This window comes from Nocardia sp. NPDC005746 (assembly GCF_040630785.1).
Lineage (GTDB): Bacteria > Actinomycetota > Actinomycetes > Mycobacteriales > Mycobacteriaceae > Nocardia.
Map to the genome: position 1 here is coordinate 86,436 of NZ_JBEXYE010000008.1, position 21,007 is coordinate 107,442.

The 21,007-nt window shown below is 67.8% G+C and carries 20 protein-coding genes; 6 read left to right on the top strand and 14 right to left on the bottom strand.

The genetic code is table 11. From position 1 onward, the window contains the following. Nucleotides 1-301: 301 nt before the first annotated feature. Nucleotides 302-1,546 carry a cytochrome P450 gene (locus tag ABZ412_RS16995; RefSeq protein WP_357281713.1) on the top strand — a complete coding sequence of 415 codons (1,245 nt, stop codon included), beginning with the start codon at nt 302-304 and terminating at the stop codon, nt 1,544-1,546. Then, on the top strand, nt 1,547-1,873 hold the full coding sequence (locus tag ABZ412_RS17000; protein WP_357281714.1) for a nuclear transport factor 2 family protein: 327 nt from the start codon (nt 1,547-1,549) through the stop codon (nt 1,871-1,873). On the opposite strand, the gene mftF is transcribed toward ABZ412_RS17000, so the two are convergent. Then, nucleotides 1,874-3,271 (bottom strand): mycofactocin biosynthesis glycosyltransferase MftF, encoded by a 1,398-nt coding sequence (gene mftF, locus ABZ412_RS17005; protein WP_357281715.1) that lies wholly within the window; start codon nt 3,269-3,271, stop codon nt 1,874-1,876. It lies immediately after the preceding gene. Nucleotides 3,272-3,637: 366 nt separating this feature from the next. Between mftF and mftR2 the strand changes: the two genes are divergently transcribed. After that, nucleotides 3,638-4,258, top strand: coding sequence for a mycofactocin system transcriptional regulator MftR2 (gene mftR2 / locus ABZ412_RS17010; protein WP_357281716.1), 621 nt, complete (start codon nt 3,638-3,640; stop codon nt 4,256-4,258). A 72-nt stretch (nt 4,259-4,330) separates the two neighbouring features. After that, the gene (locus tag ABZ412_RS17015; RefSeq protein WP_357281718.1) at nt 4,331-5,386 is read left to right on the top strand and encodes a ferredoxin--NADP reductase; all 1,056 of its coding nucleotides are present in this window, start codon (nt 4,331-4,333) and stop codon (nt 5,384-5,386) included. Between the two features lie 119 nt (nt 5,387-5,505). Here the strand turns inward: ABZ412_RS17015 and ABZ412_RS17020 are convergent, their stop codons facing one another. The 6 genes from ABZ412_RS17020 to ABZ412_RS17045 form a co-directional block, all read right to left on the bottom strand. Next, a complete protein-coding gene (locus ABZ412_RS17020; RefSeq protein WP_357281720.1) occupies nt 5,506-6,090 on the bottom strand; it encodes a transglycosylase SLT domain-containing protein in 585 nt (194 codons plus the stop codon). Nucleotides 6,091-6,413: 323 nt separating this feature from the next. After that, nucleotides 6,414-7,172 (bottom strand): DNA alkylation repair protein, encoded by a 759-nt coding sequence (locus ABZ412_RS17025; protein WP_357281722.1) that lies wholly within the window; start codon nt 7,170-7,172, stop codon nt 6,414-6,416. A 102-nt stretch (nt 7,173-7,274) separates the two neighbouring features. Next, nucleotides 7,275-8,804 (bottom strand): hypothetical protein, encoded by a 1,530-nt coding sequence (locus ABZ412_RS17030; protein WP_357281723.1) that lies wholly within the window; start codon nt 8,802-8,804, stop codon nt 7,275-7,277. 137 nt (nt 8,805-8,941) lie between these two features. Continuing rightward, nucleotides 8,942-10,087 (bottom strand): lipase family protein, encoded by a 1,146-nt coding sequence (locus tag ABZ412_RS17035; protein WP_357282030.1) that lies wholly within the window; start codon nt 10,085-10,087, stop codon nt 8,942-8,944. A 178-nt stretch (nt 10,088-10,265) separates the two neighbouring features. Beyond that, nucleotides 10,266-10,880, bottom strand: coding sequence for a TetR/AcrR family transcriptional regulator (locus tag ABZ412_RS17040; protein ID WP_357281725.1), 615 nt, complete (start codon nt 10,878-10,880; stop codon nt 10,266-10,268). A 162-nt stretch (nt 10,881-11,042) separates the two neighbouring features. Further along, nucleotides 11,043-11,396 (bottom strand): SPW repeat protein, encoded by a 354-nt coding sequence (locus tag ABZ412_RS17045; protein WP_357281727.1) that lies wholly within the window; start codon nt 11,394-11,396, stop codon nt 11,043-11,045. A gap of 157 nt (nt 11,397-11,553) precedes the next feature. On the opposite strand from ABZ412_RS17045, the gene ABZ412_RS17050 reads away from it, so the two are divergent. Continuing rightward, nucleotides 11,554-12,747: an FAD-dependent oxidoreductase gene (locus ABZ412_RS17050; RefSeq protein WP_357281728.1), complete on the top strand. Its 1,194-nt coding sequence runs from the start codon at nt 11,554-11,556 to the stop codon at nt 12,745-12,747. Between the two features lie 95 nt (nt 12,748-12,842). Beyond that, nucleotides 12,843-13,625, top strand: coding sequence for an aspartate/glutamate racemase family protein (locus ABZ412_RS17055; protein WP_357281729.1), 783 nt, complete (start codon nt 12,843-12,845; stop codon nt 13,623-13,625). A gap of 153 nt (nt 13,626-13,778) precedes the next feature. Here ABZ412_RS17055 and tuf read toward each other — a convergent pair whose 3' ends face one another. The 7 genes from tuf to hppD form a co-directional block, all read right to left on the bottom strand. Next, a complete protein-coding gene (gene tuf / locus ABZ412_RS17060; RefSeq protein WP_328602995.1) occupies nt 13,779-14,969 on the bottom strand; it encodes an elongation factor Tu in 1,191 nt (396 codons plus the stop codon). A 116-nt stretch (nt 14,970-15,085) separates the two neighbouring features. Then, nucleotides 15,086-17,191 (bottom strand): elongation factor G, encoded by a 2,106-nt coding sequence (gene fusA, locus ABZ412_RS17065; protein ID WP_357281731.1) that lies wholly within the window; start codon nt 17,189-17,191, stop codon nt 15,086-15,088. Between the two features lie 182 nt (nt 17,192-17,373). Continuing rightward, complete coding sequence (gene rpsG, locus ABZ412_RS17070; RefSeq protein WP_040813378.1) at nt 17,374-17,844, bottom strand: 30S ribosomal protein S7; 471 nt, start codon at nt 17,842-17,844, stop codon at nt 17,374-17,376. Continuing rightward, nucleotides 17,844-18,218 (bottom strand): 30S ribosomal protein S12, encoded by a 375-nt coding sequence (gene rpsL / locus ABZ412_RS17075; RefSeq protein ID WP_014353064.1) that lies wholly within the window; start codon nt 18,216-18,218, stop codon nt 17,844-17,846. The genes rpsG and rpsL overlap by 1 nt, the downstream gene beginning before the upstream one ends. A 278-nt stretch (nt 18,219-18,496) precedes the next feature. Continuing rightward, nucleotides 18,497-19,060, bottom strand: a complete 564-nt coding sequence (locus ABZ412_RS17080; RefSeq protein WP_357281732.1) for a DUF3558 domain-containing protein — start codon at nt 19,058-19,060, stop codon at nt 18,497-18,499. Between the two features lie 11 nt (nt 19,061-19,071). Beyond that, the gene (locus tag ABZ412_RS17085; protein WP_357281734.1) at nt 19,072-19,602 is read right to left on the bottom strand and encodes a DUF3558 domain-containing protein; all 531 of its coding nucleotides are present in this window, start codon (nt 19,600-19,602) and stop codon (nt 19,072-19,074) included. 158 nt (nt 19,603-19,760) lie between these two features. Then, a complete protein-coding gene (gene hppD, locus ABZ412_RS17090; RefSeq protein WP_357281735.1) occupies nt 19,761-20,966 on the bottom strand; it encodes a 4-hydroxyphenylpyruvate dioxygenase in 1,206 nt (401 codons plus the stop codon). Nucleotides 20,967-21,007: the final 41 nt, after the last annotated feature.

Consider the following 21,007-nt stretch of genomic DNA (forward strand, 5'->3'; position numbering starts at 1 on the left):
TTCTTTCCGCACCCAAAGGGTACCGGCGGACCTGAGAGCCCAAGGCGGAAGCAGGACGTTTGTCCGACAGGTCACACAGCAACCGTGCCCTAAGGAAATGTGAGCTACGCAGCATCTTGTTAAACACGCCGTGTTCAGTCACTCCGCGCGATCCGCGCGTCGCGAGGGACTTGCCGAGGTTGCGGTGGCGCCGCTGACCGGATCACGACCGCGCACCCCGCCCCGAAATCCTTGCGGCGGCCAGGTTTTCGGTTAACACGGTTCACCGAATGTACCGCCCCGGCTCGGGCACTGTGCGAGGGTGGGTGGGGTGGAGGACATCGACCTGACCGATCTCGACCGCTTCGCGCACGGCTTCCCGCACGCGGTCTTCGACCGGCTGCGAGCCGACGCGCCGGTCCGGTGGCATCCGCCCACCCCGCACACCCCCGACGGGGAAGGGTTCTGGGTGGTCAGCCGGTACGCCGACATCGTTGCCGTAGCCGGGGATTCGGTCACCTATTCCTCCGAGAGCGGCGGGGAACGGCGCGGCGGCGGCACCCTCATCGAGGATTTGCCCGTGGACTGGGCCGTCGGCGTGCTGCTCAACATGATGGACGACCCCCGGCACGCGGGCGTGCGGAAACTGCTCATGCCCAGCGTCGCGCCGCGCACCCTGAAACTCATCGAGGACGACCTACGGCGACGCGCCGCCGACCTGGTCGACGCGGCACTGGCCAAGGGCGAGTGCGACTTTCTGCTCGACCTCGCCGCCGAACTGCCGCTGCAGGCCGTCGCCCAACTGCTCGGAGCGCCGCAGGAGGACCGGCACCGGCTCTTCGGCTGGGCCAACGTCGCCCTGGACTACGACGATCGCGACCTCGGCGAGGCCACCGCGCGCACCCAGCGGGCCGTCGCCGAAACCCGGGCCTACGGGCGGGAACTGCTCGCCGCCAAGACCGCCGCACCCGCCGACGACCTGCTCTCCCTGGCCGCGCACGCCACCATCGACGGGCAGCCGCTCACCGATATGGAGAAGGCCATGCTGTTCAGCCTGCTCATCGCGGCGGGCAGCGAAACCACCCGCAACTCCATCGCTGTCGGGATGCTGGCGCTCATCGAACGGCCCGAGGTCTGGCGCAGCCTGCGCGAGGACCGGTCCCAACTGGACGGGGCCGTCGACGAAATGCTGCGGTGGGCCTCCTCCACCTCCTACAACCGGCGCACCGCCACCCGCGACACCGAACTCGGCGGTCAGCGCATCAAGGCCGGGGACAAGGTCACCCTGTGGTGGACCTCCGCGAACCGGGACGAGGCCGTATTCACCGACCCGCACACCTTCGACATCACCCGGCGACCCAACCCGCACCTCGCCTTCGGACGCGGCGGGCACTTCTGCCTCGGATCCAACCTGGCCCGGATGGAGATGCGGGTGGTGTTCGACGCACTGCTCGACCGGGTCGAGATCGCCGAACTCACCGGGACCGTCGAATTCACGCGCAGCAACAAGCACACCGGCGTCCGGCACATGCCGGTGCGGCTGCGTCCGCGCGGGGAGGAGGAGTAGATGAGCATCTCGGAGGACTACGTGCGGGCGGTCAACGCCGCCGACGAGCCCGCGCTGCTGGCGCTCTTCGCGCCCGGGGCCGAACTGCGCAATCCGCGAGGCGTTTTCACCGGTCACGACGAAATCGCCGGATTCTATCGGGATGTCGTGTTCGCGGGCCGGGCGCGGACCGAGATCACGCGGGTAATCCCGGGCCCGGCAGTCGAAGTCGCACAGCTCGAGGCGACCAGCCCGCTCGGCAAGCCCGGCAACCGCACCTACGCGATCGACGTCTTCGGTCTCGGCCCTGACGGGCGCATCACCACATTGGAGATCTACTACCGCTGATCAACTGGACGGGAGCGTCGGTTTCAGCGCCGCCGCGCTGCGGGTGCGGGCCGCGCCCCACCACACGCCCGTCCCGTAGGCCACATCGTCCAGCCGCCGGCAGAACACGTAGCGGATCGGATCCAGGCTGCCGGGCTCCCGATGGGTGAACCAGTCCGCCAAGCCCTCCGCCATGGCCAGGGTGATCGCGATGTGCCGGATCCGGCGCGAGCACAACATGCCCAGCAGGGTCACCGGCCAATAGTGCCGGCACATGGCCGACGCCAGCCGCCACACCGCACCGCCGAAACCGCGCGTCATATAGATGGCGGCCACCCGGGTCGGATTGTCGAGCCCGGCGAACACCCGGCGTAATCGAACCAGGGTCGCGCCCAGGGTCAGCACCCCGCCGAAGATGCCCCAGCCCGACGCGGTGCTCAGCAGGCCCGCCGACACCGCCGTCCAGATCGGTAGCGACAGCGGCGCGGCCATCCCCTTGTGCCGGTGCGCCAGTGGCGCCACACCCGTCCCATGGGTGACCTTGTGGGCGAACCACTTTCGCAGCGACACCGGATTGCTGTGCGCCACCCGGGCCGCGGGCTCGTAGCGCAGCCGCCAGCCCGCGCGGTCCAGCCGCCAGCACAGGTCGACATCGCCGCCCGCGCCCATGGACTCGTCGAAACCGCCCTCGCCCAGCACGGCCAGCCGGCGCACCAGCACCGCCGAACTCGGCACGTACGGCACCGGGCCGTGCGCCTGCACCGCCGACTCGCGGCGGCCGCGATGCACCGAACCGCGGGTGTGCTCGTAGCGGGCCAGCACCGTGGAATCGGGATCCATGGCCAGGATGCGCGGGGCCACCAGCGCCACCTTGGGATCGCTGAAGTGGCCCAGCATGACCTCCAGCCAGCCGGTCCGCGGCACCACCTCCGGATCCAGGAAGGCCACGAATTCGGTTGACGCGGACCGTAATCCGAAATTGCGTGCCGCGGCCGCGCCGTGCCGGCGATCGCGGCGCAGCACGGTGATCCGGCATCGGCTGCGCGCCTCCGGAATCCGCACCGGCTGATCCGAACCGTCGTCCACCACGATCACCGTGTGTCCGCGCAGCGCCGACAACAGCCGCGACAGCTCGGGAGTGTTGTTGTGCACCGGCACGATCACGGTGACGTCCTCCAGCGACGGCAGCAGCCGCGGGCGCGGATTCGCGACACCGGAATCGAGAAGACGTCTGGCAACCCGCGCCGACGCCGGGTCGGTCACCTCGAGGTACCCGTCACCGATCAAGGCCGCAGCTTCCGGAGCGAGCCGTAGCAACCTTGTCGGCGTGCCGCCGACCAGTAGCCGTCCACCGGAATAAGTGCGCACCTTGGGATCGATTCGCACCCCGAAACCATCGGGAAGGCGATCATGGCGCATTCCCGAATGCTAAGTCAGCACACCACTGGCAATGATGATTGCCACGCGGTGTTATCTGCCCTCCGCTTCGCTACGGGCGGGTTCGCGGCCCCCTGGTCCCGATTCTTCCCTCCTCCGCTCCTCCGCTTCGCTCCCCCGCTCCAAGGCGGAGGTCTATCGAGCCGCAGTCCAGAATCGGGGCGGCCGCGAACACTGGGGCGACATTCCGCAAGGGAGGAGGCGTATTCGGTGTCTCGCGCATCTGGTGGTAGCTCGACGGGTGCGGTCGTGGGCGCTCTACACTGCCGAGAGGAAAATCGGCAGTTGAACAGGTAGGGGACGGGTATCCGTGCCCGTGGTGGTCGAGGCGGTATGGGAGTCGGGCGCATGCAGACAGGCGGGGGCGGTAACACCCTCTCGGAATCCGAGATCGTCGAGGCCGCCCTGCGGGTGGTCCGGCAGGACGGCGTGGAGAAGCTGTCCATGCGACGACTCTCCCGCGAACTCGGAGTTTCGCCGATGGCCCCCTATTACTACGTCGCCGACAAGCGGGAGCTACTCGACTTGGTGGCGACCGCGGCGCTGACCGGCGTCCGCAAGCCGCCACCCGAATTCGGCACGTGGCAAATGCGTTTGCGGGATCTCATCGACCAGATCGACGAGAAATTGCGCAAGCACCCGGGTCTCGGCGACGTCCTGATCGAGCAGATGCTCGGCAAACAGCTCGACCTGATCGCGGCCGTGATGGAAATCCTCTTCGACGCCGGTTTCGACGAGCGCAATGTGCTCTCCGCCTACGCCACCATCCACACCTATCTGTTCGGTCGTTCCAAGGTGAACCCGCGCGACCGCTCGTCGCTGCTGGACCGGGTGCTGCCCGAGGCGGTGGAACGCGCCACCAAACACTTGGCGGATCTGCGCGGCAAGTTCTCCTACGACTTCTCGATGGACGTGCTGATCGCCGGTCTGGAAGCTCAGCTTGTCCGGCAGCGCGACAGCCACGTATAGTCAAACTAGAACACGTTCTAGTTTGGGTAGACTGCTCCGGCTGACCATCACTGCCGGGTTCGAGAGGACACTATGACCACCGTCGACGTACCGCACAGCTCGCGATCGGCCGTGCTGCGGGTCTCCGCGGTCATCAACGAGACGGCCGACTCCTGCTCGCTGGTCTTCGACGTGCCCGAGGAACTCAGCGAGCGCTTCGCCTACACGCCGGGCCAGTTCCTGACCCTGCGCATCCCCAGCGACCTGACCGGGTCCGTGGCCCGCTGCTACTCGCTGGCCAGCTCGCCGCACACCGACGACAAGCCGAAGGTGACCATCAAGCGCACCGTCGACGGCTACGCGTCGAACTGGGTGTGCGACAACGTGAAAGCCGGCGACTCCATCGAGGTGCTGCCGCCGTCCGGCGTCTTCACCCCCAAGAACCTCGACGAGGACCTGCTGCTGTTCGCGGCCGGCAGCGGCATCACCCCGGTGATGTCCATCCTCAAGTCTGCGCTCTCCCGCGGCAACGGCCGCATCGTGGTGGTCTACGCCAACCGCGACCACGAGTCGGTCATCTTCGCCAACGAACTGCGCGAGCTCGCCGACAAGAACCCGCAGCGGGTCGTCGTCATCCATTGGCTCGAAGCCCTCCAGGGCCTGCCGACCGCCGACGCCTTCGCCGCCCTGGTCTCGCCCTACACCGCCTACGAGGCGTTCATGTGCGGCCCCAAGCCGTTCATGGACCGGGTCCACGACGCCCTCGGCCAGCTCGGCGTGCCGCGCAACCGCACCCACGCCGAGGTCTTCAACTCGCTCTCCGGCGACCCGTTCGCCGAGGTCGCCCCGGTCGAGATCAGCGCCGAGGAGGCCGCCGACGCCGCCAGCGTCGAGGTCGAACTCGACGGCGAGACCCACGAGATGACCTGGCCGCGCAGCCAGACCCTGGTCGACATCATGCTCTCCAAGGGCCTGGACGTGCCCTACTCCTGCCTCGAGGGCGAATGCGGTTCCTGCGCCTGCACCGTCCTGGAGGGCGAGGTGGAGATGGAGAACGCGGAGATCCTCGACCCCGAGGACATCGCCAACGGCTACATCCTGGGCTGCCAGGCCCGGCCGGTGACGGACCGCCTGAAGATCCAGTTCTGAGACAACCAACTCTCGGAACCCTCGAGGGCTCGCCCCCGAACCGCCGAAACGAGTCGGCCGCCGCGTGATTCACGCGGCGGCCGATTTCCATTGCGCCCGAAGGGCTGTGTTCGCAGGGCTCAGTACGCCGAGAAGACGTTGTCGATCGAGCCGTAGCGGTGCGCCGCGTAATTGCAGGCGGCCGTGATGTTGGCGACCGGATCGTAGATGTCCCACGAGGTGCCGTCGACGTGGTACGCCTGGAAGGTCGGATCGATCACCTGGAGCAGACCCTTGGAGGGGATGCCCGCGGCGGCGTTCGAGTCGTAGAGGTTGATGGCCTGCGGGTTACCGCCGGACTCCCGCTGGATATTGCGGAAGATGCCGTCGTAGCTGCCCGGGATGCCGTGCTGGTTCAGCACGTACAGGGCATTGCGGATCCAGCCGTCGAGGTCGTTGGTGAAGGCGGGGGGCAGTACCTGGTTCAGGGGCGCGGGCAGGCCCTGCACGGCCGCGCGGACCTGGTCCTGCTGCGCCGCCGGGAGCGACGCGTTCAGGCCGACGGCCTGCTGCTGCACCTGCTGGGCGGTGGCCTGGAACTCGGGCGGCACACCGTTGACGACGTCCGCGGAGGCGGCGCCGGCGGTGATCACGGCCGACGCGGCGAGCGCGATGGCGGCCAGGCCGGTGACGGTTTTGACGGGCTGAGCGAAGAGTTTATGCATGGCGATTCTCACTGGCGCAGCGCTGACCACGGCGGGTCCCCCTTGGGGGCCTGCCGACGCACTGCATGGATTGTGATGTGCAAGGTGGCGGAACGGGATTCGGGAGATTTCCCAGCTATCACCGTTCGTTCACGCTCTCGCCGAAGTGCGGCGGTCTCCGCGTGTGGGGCTCCAACTCGTTTCGAGCTGGTATCGGTCGTCATCGACTGATCACAGAGTGGTCTCGATAAATGAATGTAAACTTAACTCAAGGTGAACAATCGGTGCGAATCCATCGAGCAATGCGTCACAGCAACCCGGCAGCGTGGGCTACGCCGCGGCGGTCACCGCTGGGCGCGGTAGTGCGCCCGCTGCTCCGGGGTGAGGTGCTCGGTCGCGTAACTCAACGCCGTGCGGCCCATCGCCGCCGCGTGCGCGTCCAGAAACCCGGTGAGAATCTCCGGATCCACCCGCTTGCCGATCTCGCGCAGCATCCAGCCCACCGCCTTCTGGATCAGATCACGGCGGTCGTCCAGCAGGCGCTCACACAATTCCAGCGTCGTGGCGGTATCGCCCTGTTTGATGAACGCGAACGTGGTCAGCAACGCCACCCGCCGCTCCCACAGCGAATCCCCCGCCGCGAATTTCTCGAGCAGATCGCGCGGGCGCTCCAGCAACCACGGACCCAGAATGAACTCCGCCGAGGCGTCCACCAGATCCCAGTTGTTCACCCGGCCCCGGCGCACCGCCGCCAGATACAACTCGACAATCTCGCGCTGCCGCGCCGCATCACCCCCGCGCTTGCGCGACGCCTTCGCCATCTCGCCATTCAGAATCACCAGCGCCGCCAGCCGATGCTCGTGCACCGGACTGTCCAGCAGAGCGTCGATCTCCGAAAGCGGCATTCCGGCAAACCGTTTCACCGCCTTCCGGGTCTGCGGAACCCGGACGCCGATGAATACATCCCCTTCGCCGTACTCGCCCGGCCCGGTCTTGAAAAAGCGCTGCAGATGCACCGCGGCGGCCGGATCGGCGAGCGCCGCCAAATCCGCTCGCACCGCGTCGGCGGTCAATCCATTCGACGCCGCATCGGTACCACTCATCGCGCCTCCCGAGTCAGTGATCCGAGGCCCTCTCGAACGAATCCTAAAGTGACGCCTGGTCCCATAACGGTCCGGGTAACCCGCCGGGGACGTCCTCGAGCTTTACCGTGTTTCCGCCGCGGCTCGTAAGAGGACCTCGCCAAAATTTCGCATGTGGTCCGCCCCTCCGTACCAGGCGGCGACCAATTCCACGGCCGCCGAACGGGTCCGGTGCGCGGCGTCGGCCAGCTGCGCGATATCCGCCTCGCCGGATTCGACGGCGGTGGCGGCCACGTCCAGATCGTGGCTGGCGACCAGCAGGCGCATGATGTGGTGCAGATCGATGGCGGCGTCGCTGGTGCGGAACTCGGCGGCGGCCTTCGACTCCGGTGTGGCGGCCGCCGACACGGGCGCGATGACCGTCGACTCCGTCGCGATCACCGTCGACTCGGTCGCGATGGGCGTCGGCTCCGCCAGTGCGTGCATCGGCTCGGGCAACGCGGCCACAGGCTCGGGCAACGCGGCCACAGGCTCGGACAGCGCGGCGACAGGCTCGGACAGCGCGGCGATGGGCTCGGGCACGCTCGAAACCTGGTGCTCGACAACGGGTTCCGGTGCGGCGCGACGACGCGAGGGGGCGCCCGCCGGGCGGGTGGACTCGCGGGGCGCCTCGTGCACGCTCTCCCGCAGGGACGCGGCGACCGCCTCCATGCTCGCCAGGCCGGCCGGGGCCTCCAGGCTCTCGAGGCGGGCCGGAGCCTCCAGTCGCTCCGGGATTTCCAGGCGCTCAGGGGTTTCCAGCCGCTCCGGGATCTCGTATCGGACAGGCTCAGGGTCCGGCGCGTAGCGGCGCGACACCGGAGCCTCGAATTCGACGGCGGGGCTCGCGCCGAAGGCGCTGTCTCGCGGTTCGGCCGGCAGGGCGAAGGACTGAACCTCGGGGGCGGGACGCAGACCCAGCGTGTCGCTGTCCATGGCGGACGGCGCCGCGAAAGGCTCACTCTCCGGGGCGGAACGGGTGAACTGCCCGCTGTCGGCGGGACGAGTCAGCGGACCGCTGTCATCGATCGAGCGGGCGAACGGCGAACCGTTGGTGGCGGGACGCGTTCCGAACGGCTCACCGTTGACCGGGACCGCGAACGGCTCACTGTCGGTGGTGATGCGGGCCGAGAACGGCTCGTCCGCGGCCAGCCGGGCGGCCACGGCCTCCGGGTCCGAGGTGCGCTGCGGCAGTTCGGGGGTGCGCTGCGGCAGTTCCGGAGCGCGCTGCGGCAACTCCGGCGCCCGCTGGGTCAGGTCGAAATTGCGCTGCGGCTGGTCGGCGGAGCGCTGTGGTAGATCGGGCGCGATCCGGCGCGACAGGGCCTCCGATTCCGGTGTGCCGCGCAGGGTTACGGGCGCCGACGACCACTGCACCTGCTGGTCGTGGCCGTTCCGACTCAGCCCGTCGTGCCCGTTGCGGGACAGACTGTCGTGACCGTTGCGGCTCAGACCGTCGTGTCCGTTGTGGGAAAACCCGGCGTGCCCGCCGGTATCGATGCCGGTCAGCACCGGGTTCGGCGAGGTACCCGGCGCGTCCGGGTGGGTGAGGCGGTAACCCGGCTGACGCGCGGAACGCGAATCCCCCGGGCCGGTGGTGAAATCGGCATCCATGGCCGCCATTCTTACCGGGCGGTGGCAGCGGGTGCGAGTCGGGCTACGGTCCGGCCGTATGCCCGGTCACCACGAAACCGGCTCACGACCAACGGTATTGGGGCATTGACGCATGCGCCGACCGGCGGCGCTCCGGCTCAGCAGGTGGTCGGAGCCGGTTCGCCGCGCAACCGGGCGTCCACCCAGTCCAGCGCCGCGGGCAGGCCCAGCACCGCCGCGGACAGGTGCTCCGGCGACGAGTTCAGATTGACGTCGACCGCCACCCCCGCCGCGCAGTAGCGGCGGTCGGTGTTCACGATGGCGTCCACCGGGATCAGCGGATCGGTCGGCGAATGCCATTCGAAGATCGGCGTATTCGGCACACCGTCGTACAGCTCCAGGCTGTTCTCCTGCAGCACCGACAACACCGTCGGATCGTCGATCATCGAGGTGCTGGCCGCGAACTCGCGCGCGTTGTGGCCCGCGCCGATGGCCATGATCTCGTTGGTGCAGCCATTGGCCATGGCATTGCGGGCGGACAGGCCCGCGGCGTTCATCTGGGTGCTGATCGGCAGCCGGTCCGGATACTCCCGCTCCAGGCCGATGGCGGCCGCCATGGCCAGCCCGAACGCCGGATGCGACTGGAAGCCCAGCTGGCGCACCATCTTCTCCAGGTTCATCGGCACGCCGCCGGTGGCCGCACCCGCGATATCCAGTTCCGGCGCGTAGCGCGGGGCCAGCGCCGCCGCCCACGCGGTCGCCATGCCGCCGCCGGAGTATCCGGCCATCGCGACCCGGCTCTCGCCCAAGCCCAGTTCCGGCGTCCGCTTGGCCGCGCGAATCCCGTCCAGGGTGATCTGCCCGCCCAATTTGGCCGCGCCGTAGGCGAAATTCGGGCCCAGGTGGTCCGGCAGCGCCACCGACCAGCCCCGCCGCAGCGCCACGTTCAGGGCGACGGCTTCCTTCACATACAGATTCGGATCGGTGGTGTACAGCACCCGCGACACCGCGCACTGCGCGCCGAGGCCGTTGATGATGTGCTGATAGGACAACAGCGGCCCGCCCGGCTGATGCTCGCGCGGCGTGAGCACCGTGGTGACCGCGGCGATCGGGCCACCCTCGGAACTGGTGGACCGGAATTTCACCATGGTGACCGTGGTCTCGGGGAACACCAGCAGCGGCGGCATGGGCCGCGTCGCCAGCACGTCGCCCGGCGCGTGGTCGGCGATATCGGCCGGTTGCGCGTAGAACGGATCCGGGTCCGGCGCGGGATAGATCGGATCCGCGTGTGCCGCGGGCGCCATCGCCGCGAGAGCCAGACCTGCCGAGAACAATCCGAAAATACGCAGCAACAGCTTGGCTTTCACCAGTTCCTCCACGAACTTCGCAGTGAGAATGGCATGTTTGCCCCACAAAGAGTGTGGTATGCGAAGGTTGGAGAAGAAATAGCGACACGCCAGCAAACATGATGCCGCGGCGAACTCAACCCATCTGGGTCATGCCCGCGGCCACCACATTCGCCACATTCAGGATCTCGTCGGCCGTCGGCAACGGCAGCCCGTCCAGCGCGTGCAACCGATCCGTGCTCGCGATGGCCAGCATCGCCGACACCCACGCCGCCGCGCAGGCCCGCAGGGTCCCCGGCTGCACCGGGCCCGGCGCACTCGCCGCCAGCACCCGCGCGGTCGCGTCCAGCAGCTGATCCCGCATGCGGCGCAACTGCTTGCGCACATCCGGATGGGTATCGGCCTCGCGCCACATGATGACGCGCAGCACCGAGGAATGATGATCGCGCAGATTCAGCGCGGCATCCATATTGACCAGACTCTTGGCCGGATCACCCGGCACCACCACCGAATAGATGTCGTCGATCGGCTCCGGCGGGACGCGCTCGGCCATCAGGGCCGACAGAATCGCGTCCTTGGTCGGGAAATAGTAGAAGACGAGGCCCTTGGGCACCGCGGCGGCCTCGGCGATGGCCGCGGTGGCCGTGGCGTCGAAACCATTGGCCGCGAACAGCTTCTCCGCGGCATCGAGGATGAGCTGGCGAGCGTCCCCGTCGACCTTCTTGCTGCGACGCTTCCGTGGTGCAGGCACTGCTCGACTTCCTCCTCACGCTTCGAAGCGGAGGCGGCCGCCACCGTTCGGGCGGACGTAGGGAACAAGCATATCTCGCGGTTGGAACACGGGAGGGGCGCGCCGGCCTCGTGGGGTCTCCCGCCCTTCACAGGAGAACGAGGCCGGCGCGCCGCGACCCGGTCAGTGGTGCGCCGCGGTGCCGAATCGGCCCGCAACCTCCGGCATCTCGGCCAACGCGACCACGACCGTCAACGCGCCCACGATCCATGCGACCCAGGAGGCGTTGCTGTAGGAGTGGAAGTTCATCACCCACGGGGAGATGAACATCAGGACACCGAGGACGCCGAGCGCTCGGCCCGTCATCGCGGTACCCATCTCGCGCAACTGCGCCAGGCCCGCGAGTGCGATCAGCACACCGAGCACGACGAGGGTCCACAGTGCGCGGTCGCTGTGCGCCACCCAGATCGGGGACAGCGCGGCTACTACGCCGAGCACGAACGTCAAGGCGTGCTCCGCGCGACTCACGGTGAACATGGAATGCCTCCTTTGAAAGGCCAGGAAATATGTTCTGATCCCGTTGTAATCCTGATTGACCGCCCGATCAATAAATCCCCGGATACGATTGGGCCGCATCTCGGGTGTGACGGCCGACACGTCGGTGGGGGCCTTCGGGAACCGCTAAGGTGGGCACATGTCGCACTCGGTAGAACAGGTTCTAATTGTCGGTGGTGGACTCGCGGGATTGCGCACCGCAGAGGAGCTCCGACGTGCCGGTTACACCGGTGAACTGACCCTGCTGAGCGACGAGAACCGCGCCCCGTACGACCGGCCGCCGCTGTCCAAGCAGTACATTCGCGGCGAGACCGACGACACCGCGCTGCGGCCCGCCGAGTTCTACGCCGAACAGGACATCCGGCTGCGTCTGGGCGTCACCGCCACCGGCGTCGACACCGACGCGCGCCGGGTCCGGCTCTCGGACGGCACCGAAGCCGCCTACGACGCCCTGGTCATCGCCACCGGGCTGCGGCCGCGCCGCATCCCCGGACTGCCCGAGGTCTCCGGCGTGCACGTGCTGCGCTCGCACGACGACGCCGCGGCGATGCGCGAACACCTGGGCTCGGCCCGCAAGGCCGTCATCGTGGGCGCCGGCTTCATCGGCTGTGAACTCGCGGCCGGCTTCCGGGCGCGCGAGCTCGACGTCACCATCGTCGAACCGCAGCCCACTCCCCTCTACGCCGCGCTCGGCGAGCAGGTCGGCGCGCTGGTGGCCCGGCTGCACGAGGCCGAGGGCGTCGAGCTGCGCTGTGGCGTCGGGGTGGAAACGCTTGTCACCGACGGCGACTCGGTGAGCGGGGTCCGGCTCGCCGACGGCAGCGTCGTCGACGCCGACCTGGTGGTCATCGGCATCGGCTCGGTGCCTGTCACCGAGTGGCTCGACGGCTCCGGCATTCCGCTGGCCGCGCCCGCCGACGGCGGCGGCGTGCTCGCCGACGAGACCGGGCGCACCTCGATCCCCGGCGTCTGGGCGCTCGGCGACGTGGCCGCCTGGCCGCACGCCATCGGCCGCAACAAGCGCGTCGAGCACTGGACCAATGCCGGCGAGCAGGCGCAGGTGCTGGCCGCCGCGCTGCTGGGCGAGACCCCGGCCGAGATCCAGGTGCCGTACGTGTGGAGCGACCAGTACGACATGAAGATCCAGGTGCTCGGCATCCCGGCACTGGCCGACGAGATCGAGATCGTGGAGGACAAGGGCCGCAAGTTCCTGGCCCACTACCGCCGCGCGGGCACGCTGGTCGCCGTGGTCGGCGCGAGCATGGCGGGCAAGGTCATGAAGGCCCGCGGCGAACTCGCCGCGAACCTGCAACCGGTGGCTACCGCGGGCTGAACCGGCGCCGGGAACCACTCGGCCACCCCCGGACAACCACGACATTCCGACCCGCGGTTCGCGATCAGGCCGGTGCCTTCACTACCGTGCATGGTGTGATCGTCGCGCTCATCGACTCCGGACTGGGGCTGCTGCCCACGGCCGCCTGGTTGCGGAAGCTGCGGCCCGATCTCGACCTGCTGCTGCTCAACGACCCCGACGGCGCGCCCTGGGGCCCCAAGTCCGAGCAGTGGGTCATCGACCGGGTGCTGGACACCGCGCGCCTCGCCCTGAACGAGGGCGCGGAAGTCATTGTGCTGCCCTGCAATACGGCCAGCGTCACCGCGCTCGAACACGTCCGCGCCATGGTCGGGCCCGAAGTGCCGGTGATCGGCACCGTGCCCGCCATCAAACCCGCCGCGGCCGCCTGCGCGAAGGTCGCCGTCTGGGCGACCGCCGCCACCACCGGCAGCGCCTACCAGGCCGGACTGATCGCGCAGTTCGGCGGGGACGCCGAGGTCACCGGGGTCGCCTGCCACGGGCTCGCCGACGCCATCGACCGCGGCGACCTCCCGGTCATCGCCGAGGCCATCGCCGACGCCGCCGCCCGCACCCCCGCCGACACCGAGGGCATCGTGCTCGGCTGCACCCACTACCCGCTCGTCCTGGACGACATCCTCGCCGCGCTACCCACCGGGGTGCGCGTCTTCGACAGCGCCGAGGCCGTGGCCGGGCAGACCCTGCGCCGCATGGACGCGCTCGGACGGCCCGCCGCGGGCGTGGGCGCCGTCCGCATCCTGGCCTCCGGGCGAACGGCCCAATTGCCTTCCGCCGCAGCGGCTTTCGAATCCGGCCGCCTGCTCGGCGCGACCTGCGAGGACCGGCTCACCGCTTCCTGATCACCCCCGGACACACGAAAGGGCCGCTCCCCGAGGGAAGCGGCCCTTTCGCATGCGGCAACTAGCGCGACGCCGAAAAGGCAGACGGCGCCGCCCCTTTCGGAGCGACGCCGTCTGTCAGCGATTCAAGGAATCACCAGATGATTCAGCGAATCACTTGATGATCTTGGTGACGCGACCGGCACCGACGGTGCGGCCACCCTCACGGATCGCGAAACGCAGGCCCTCGTCCATGGCGACCGGCTGGATCAGCTTGACGCTCATCTCGGTGTTGTCGCCGGGCATGACCATCTCGGTGCCCTCGGGGAGGGTCACGACGCCGGTCACGTCCGTGGTACGGAAGTAGAACTGCGGGCGGTAGTTGTTGAAGAACGGGGTGTGGCGGCCGCCCTCGTCCTTCGACAGGATGTACGCCTGGCCCTCGAACTCGGTGTGCGGGGTGGTGGTGCCCGGCTTCACGACGACCTGACCACGCTCGACGTCGTCACGCTTCAGACCACGAACCAGCAGACCGACGTTGTCGCCCGCCTGGCCCTGGTCCAGCAGCTTGCGGAACATCTCGACACCGGTGATGGTGGTCTTCTGCGACTTCTCGCGGATGCCGACGATCTCGACTTCCTCGTTCACGTTGATCACACCGCGCTCGATACGACCGGTGACGACGGTGCCACGACCGGTGATCGTGAAGACGTCCTCGATCGGCATCAGGAACGGCTTGTCGGTCTCACGGACCGGGTCCGGGATCGACTCGTCGACGGCGTTCATGAGCTCCAGCACGGACGCGGTCCACTTCGGGTCGCCCTCGAGCGCCTTCAGGCCGGAGACGCGCACGACGGGGGCATCCTCGTCGAACTCCTGCGAAGCCAGCAGCTCGCGGACCTCCATCTCGACGAGCTCGAGGATTTCCTCGTCGTCGACCATGTCGGACTTGTTCAGCGCGACCAGGATGTAGGGCACGCCGACCTGGCGGGCGAGCAGCACGTGCTCACGGGTCTGCGGCATCGGGCCGTCGGTGGCGGCCACGACCAGGATCGCGCCGTCCATCTGGGCGGCACCGGTGATCATGTTCTTGATGTAGTCCGCGTGACCGGGGGCGTCGACGTGCGCGTAGTGGCGCTTCTCGGTCTGGTACTCGACGTGGGAGATGTTGATCGTGATACCACGAGCCTTCTCCTCCGGCGCCTTGTCGATCTGGTCGAACGCGAACGCGGCGTTCACGTCCGGGTAGGTGTCAGCCAGCACCTTGGTGATCGCGGCAGTCAGCGTGGTCTTGCCGTGGTCGACGTGACCGATGGTGCCGATGTTGACGTGGGGCTTCGTCCGCTCGAACTTCGCCTTCGCCACTGTGGTCCTCCTGGACTAGTTAGTGCGTGCTTTTTTGCAGCAGTGCGGTTTGTATTACAGGGGGTCGTTCGACGACCACGCGGGGCGGACTCTCGAGAATCCGCCCCGACAGCGAATTACTCGCCGGTCGCCTTGGCGATGATCTCCTTCGACACGTTGGCCGGAACCTCCGCGTACGAATTGAACACCATCGAGAAGTTCGCCCGGCCCTGGGTCTTCGACCGCAGGTCACCGATGTAGCCGAACATCTCCGAGAGCGGAACCAGCGCCTTGACGACACGGGCACCACTGCGTTCCTCCATGGCCTGGATCTGGCCACGGCGGGAGTTCAGGTCGCCGATCACTTCGCCCATGTAGTCCTCGGGCGTGGTGACCTCGACCGCCATCAGCGGCTCGAGGATCACCGGACCGGCCTTGCGGGCCGCTTCCTTGAGGGCCATCGCGCCGGCGATCTTGAACGCCATTTCCGAGGAGTCGACCTCGTGGTAGGCGCCGTCGAGCAGCGAAGCCTTCACGTTCACCAGCGGGAAGCCGGCGAGCACGCCGTACTGCATGGCGTCCTGGATACCGGCGTCGACCGAGGGGATGTACTCACGAGGAACGCGGCCACCGGTGACCTTGTTCTCGAACTCGTAAGTGGCGCCGTCCTCGGCGTCGACCAGCGGAGCGAGCGCGATGATGACACGGGCGAACTGACCCGAACCACCGGTCTGCTTCTTGTGGGTGTACTCGTACTTGTCCACCGTCTTGGTCAGGGTCTCACGGTAGGCCACCTGCGGCTTACCGATGTTGGCCTCGACCTTGAACTCGCGCTTCATGCGGTCGACGTAGATGTCGAGCTGGAGCTCACCCATACCGCCGATGACGGTCTGGCCGGTCTCCTGGTCCAGCTTCACGTTGAAGGTGGGGTCCTCCTCCGCGAACTTCTGGATCGCGGTGCCCAGCTTCTCCTGGTCGGCCTTGGTCTTCGGCTCGATGGCCACCTCGATGACCGGGTCCGGGAAGGTCATGGACTCCAGCACGATCTGGTTCTGCGGATCGCACAGGGTGTCACCCGTGGTGGTGTCCTTCAGACCGATGACCGCGTAGATGTGGCCGGCCACGGCCTCGGGAACCGGGTTCTCCTTGTTGGAGTGCATCTGGAACAGCTTGCCCAGACGCTCCTTCTTGCCCTTGGTCGCGTTGATGACCTGGGCGCCGGAGTCGACCTTGCCGGAGTACACACGGACGTAGGTCAGCTTGCCGAAGAACGGGTGGGTCGCGATCTTGAACGCCAGCGCCGCGAAAGGCTCGTCCGAGGACGGCTTCCGGGTCAGCACCTCGTCCTCCTTGCCGGGCACGTGACCCGTCACGGACTCGACGTTCAGGGGCGACGGCAGGTAGTCGACGACCGCGTCGAGCATGGGCTGAACGCCCTTGTTCTTGAACGCGGAACCGCACAGCACCGGGTAGAGCTCGGAGTTGACGGTCATCTTGCGGATGGCGCCCTTGATCTCCTCGACCGAGAGCTCCTCGCCGCCGAAGAACTTCTCCAGCAGGGCCTCATCGGACTCGGCGACGGTCTCGAGCAGCTCCTGGCGGTACTGCTCGGCCTTCTCCGCGAGATCGGCCGGGATCTCGACGACCTCGTACTGCTCGCCGAGCTTGGTCTCGCCCTTCCAGACCTTGGCGTTCATCTCGACCAGGTCGACGATGCCCTCGAAGGTGTCCTCGGCGCCGATCGGCAGCTGGATGACCAGCGGCTTCGCGCCCAGGCGGTCCTTGATGGTCTGAACGGTGAAGTAGAAGTCAGCGCCCAGCTTGTCCATCTTGTTGACGAAGCAGATACGCGGCACGTCGTACTTGTCGGCCTGACGCCACACCTGCTCGGACTGCGGCTCGACGCCTTCCTTGCCGTCGAACACCGCGACGGCGCCATCGAGCACGCGCAGCGAACGCTCCACCTCGACGGTGAAGTCGACGTGGCCGGGGGTGTCGATGATGTTGATCTGGTTGTCGTTCCAGTAACAGGTCGTCGCGGCGGACGTGATCGTGATGCCGCGTTCCTGCTCCTGCGCCATCCAGTCCATGGTGGCGGCGCCATCGTGAACTTCACCGATCTTGTAGGTGATACCGGTGTAGAACAGGATGCGTTCGGTGGTGGTGGTCTTGCCCGCATCGATGTGGGCCATGATGCCGATGTTGCGGACCTTGTTCAGGTCGGTGAGCACTTCCTGTGCCACGGAAATCTTCCCCGCTCGTAGCTAGTTGGGATTCAACGGGATGAGCCAGGGAGTTTTTCCCTGAGCCCTCGGTGTCAACGTCGGGCGCGACGCGTAAGTGCCTCGCTTGCGAACAGCTCGGCTGTCGCGCCCGACATGTGACTCGTCTCCCGGCACTTCCGAACGGAGGGCCGGGCCACAGGTCACCAGCGGTAGTGCGCGAAGGCCCGGTTCGACTCGGCCATCTTGTGGGTGTCCTCACGACGCTTCACCGAAGCGCCCAGGCCGTTGCTGGCGTCCAGCAGCTCGTTGGCCAGACGCTCGACCATGGTCTTCTCGCGACGGGCGCGGGAGTAGTTGACCAGCCAGCGCAGCGCCAGGGTGTTGGCGCGGCCCGGACGGACCTCGACCGGCACCTGGTAGGTGGCGCCACCGACACGACGGGGCTTGACCTCGAGGGCGGGCTTGACGTTGTCCAGCGCGCGCTTGAGGGTCACGACCGGATCGGTGCCGGTCTTCTCGCGAGCCTGCTCGAGGGCGCCGTAGACGATGCGCTCGGCGGTGGACTTCTTGCCGTCCAGCAGGATCTTGTTGACCAGCTGCGTCACCAGGGGCGAGCCGTAGACCGGGTCGTTGATCAGGGGACGCTTGGGAGCGGGACCCTTACGCGGCATTAGCTCTTCTCCTTCTTGGCGCCGTAGCGGCTGCGGGCCTGCTTGCGGTTCTTGACACCCTGGGTGTCGAGCGAGCCGCGGATGATCTTGTAGCGCACACCCGGGAGGTCCTTCACACGACCGCCGCGCACGAGCACCATCGAGTGCTCCTGGAGGTTGTGGCCCTCACCGGGGATGTAGGCCGTGACCTCGACCGCGCTGGTCAGGCGAACACGCGCGACCTTACGGAGCGCGGAGTTCGGCTTCTTCGGGGTCGTGGTGTACACGCGGGTGCACACGCCACGACGCTGCGGGCTCCCCTTGAGGGCCGCAGTCTTGGTCTTGGCGACCTTGTCGCGGCGACCCTTGCGGACCAGCTGGTTGATGGTTGGCATAGACCGGCTTTCCTTATTAGTAACCAGGTGTCTGGAACTTCATGTCTTTGTCATTCGAGCTTTCCGCCCAGTTCCCACGGCATTTCGCCGCCACGGGGTCGGGCGTGTCGTACGCAGCTCGGAGCCCTTTTCAAGGCACGCTGAAAAGGTCAGCCGCTCTCGCTGGCCTACGTACTGCGCATCAACTTGCCCGAATGCTTCCGGGCACAGCGGTCCACGATACCCGCGGGCTCGATGGGGGGCAAAAGAGGGTCCCCCCGCCGGGGCTGGTAGAGCCCTTATCGAGCCAGGTTCAACGTCAACTCCACCAGCTTGCGAGCCGCTTCACAGGGGTCCGCGTGCCGAGATCCGTTGCGGTAGTTGACCCACCAGCCGACGATGCCGGTATCCGCGGCCGGGGCGCTCACACCGCACGAGTCCGGATCGTTCGGGCGGTGCGTCTCCAGCGAGCGCCGGCCCTGCACGGTTATGTCGTTGGTCACATACTTCAGGCGGTCGTTGTTGGCCTTCTCGTTGGCCAGCGAACCGAGCTCGTACCAGCTGAGCGTGACCATGCCGCTGCCCGCGGCGCCGCCGGTCAGATTCCACATGCAGACCGCGCCGTTGAACGACGGCTCCACATACATGTTGTCGCCGACCGCCTTGCCGATGTCGTCGACCGCGACCACCTGGCATTCGCGCAGCAGCTTGTCGAAGTTGGTGTTGATGCGGGGCGCGCCGCCGGTACCGGTGGTGCCGCCCGCGGGCAGCGCGGTGCCCGGCACCGTCTTGCCGCAGCCCGCCAGGGCCGCGGTCAGGGCGAGCACGGACGCGGCGACGGCCAGCTTGCTGCGACGCGGCATGACGGTCCCCCTCATCCGAGCCGCTGCACGGTCAGTTCGGCCATCTTGCGGGTGCGATCGCAGGGGTTGCCGAGATTGCCGCTGTTGAAAGCGCCGTAGGAGATGGACCATTCGAAGAAGTCGTCGTCGAGCTGCACCGCGAGATCGCAGACCGCGTTGCTGGGGTCCAGCGCCTGGAAGCCCTTGCGCCCGCCGACCTCGATGGTGGCGGGGGTGCGGCCGACGCTGGCCACCCACGCCTTCTCACGGTCGATGGGGCTGCCGCGGTAGGAGGCGAAAGTCACGCTGGAGGAACTGATTCCACCCGCCTGCCAATTGCAGCCGGTGGAGTTCTTGAAGACGGTGGTGAGGGTCCCCAGCCCGCCCAGGTCCCGGACCTCGTCGTCGGTGAGGTGACCGCACTCCCCCACGAACGGCCCGAGCGTCGCCACCTTCGGCGGCGGGCGCAATCCCGGAGCGTCCTCGGAATCCTTCGTCCCCCCGCACGCCGACAGCACCAGAGCGAGGACCGACCCCGCGACGATCGCTGACGAGGTGCTCAATTTGCCCCTCCGCTTCGCTCCGGGGCGGGTTCGCGGCCCCGAGGTCTCGATTCTTCGCTCCTCCGCTCCTCCGCTTCGCTCCCCCGCTCCGTCGGTCCAGAATCGAGACGGCCGCGAACCATCTGAGTTCATGGTCTGGACGGTACCGGAATTGGTGGCTAGAGGTTTCCACGCAGCTCTTGCTCACGCTCTATCGCCTGGAAGAGCGCCTTGAAGTTCCCCTTCCCGAAACCGAGGGAGCCGTGGCGTTCGATGAGCTCGAAGAACACGGTCGGGCGGTCGGTGACGGGCTTGCAGAAGATCTGGAGCAGGTAGCCGTCCTCGTCGCGGTCGACCAGGATGCCGCGGCGCTGGAGTTCGGCGACCGGGACCCGGACGTGGCCGATGCGGGCGCGCAGTTCCGGATCCTCGTAGTAGCTGTCGGGGGTATCGAGGAATTCGATGCCCTCGCGGCGCAACACGTCGACCGCGGTGAGGATGTCGCCGGTGGCCAGGGCGATGTGCTGGACGCCGGGGCCGCGGTAGAACTCGAGGTACTCGTCGATCTGGGAACGCTTGCGGCTCGGGGCGGGTTCGTTGAGCGGGAACTTGACCCGGTGATTGCCGTTCGCCACGACCTTGCTCATCAGCGCCGAGTAGTCGGTGGCGATGTCATCGCCGACGAATTCGGCCATGTTCTCGAATCCCATGACGCGCCGGTAGAACTCGACCCACTGGTCCATGTGCCCGAGTTCCACATTGCCGACCACGTGGTCGATGGCCTGGAAGATGCGCGCCGGCTGCCCGGGGCGCGGGACGTACGCGGAGCGGCGGGGCTGATAGCCCGGCAGGTAGGGGCCGTAGTAGCGGGAGCGGTCGATGAGGCTGTGCCGGGTGTCGCCGTAGGTGGCGATGGCGGCGGAGCGGACGATCCCGTATTCGTCGCCCTCGTCGTGCGGTTCGACCAGGACGGTCGCGCCCTGGGCGCGGGCGCGCCGGATGCAGCGGTCCACGTCCGGCACCTCGAGCGCGATGTCCACCACCCCGTCCCCGTGCCGATCATGGTGCGCGACAAGCGGACTGGCCGGGTCCACCACGCCCTGCACCACGAAGCGGGCGCCGCCGCTGCGCAGCACGAACGCCTTGTGGTCGCGATTGCCGGTCTCGGGCCCGGAGTAGGCCTCCAGCCGCATGCCGAACGCGGACTGCAGATAGTGCGCGGTCTGGGTGGCATTGCCGACCACCCACACCAGCGCGTCCCAGCCCAGCACGGGGAAGGGGTCCGCGGCGGCATCGTGGTCGATCAAGCCGACCAGGCGGCGCAGGTCGTCGTCGCCGGGCAGGTCGCCGGACCGCGGGCGCTGGTGTCCTGCGTCGATGCTCATGTGATCAGGAAAAGCCCACCGGCCGCCACTAGGCAATATCG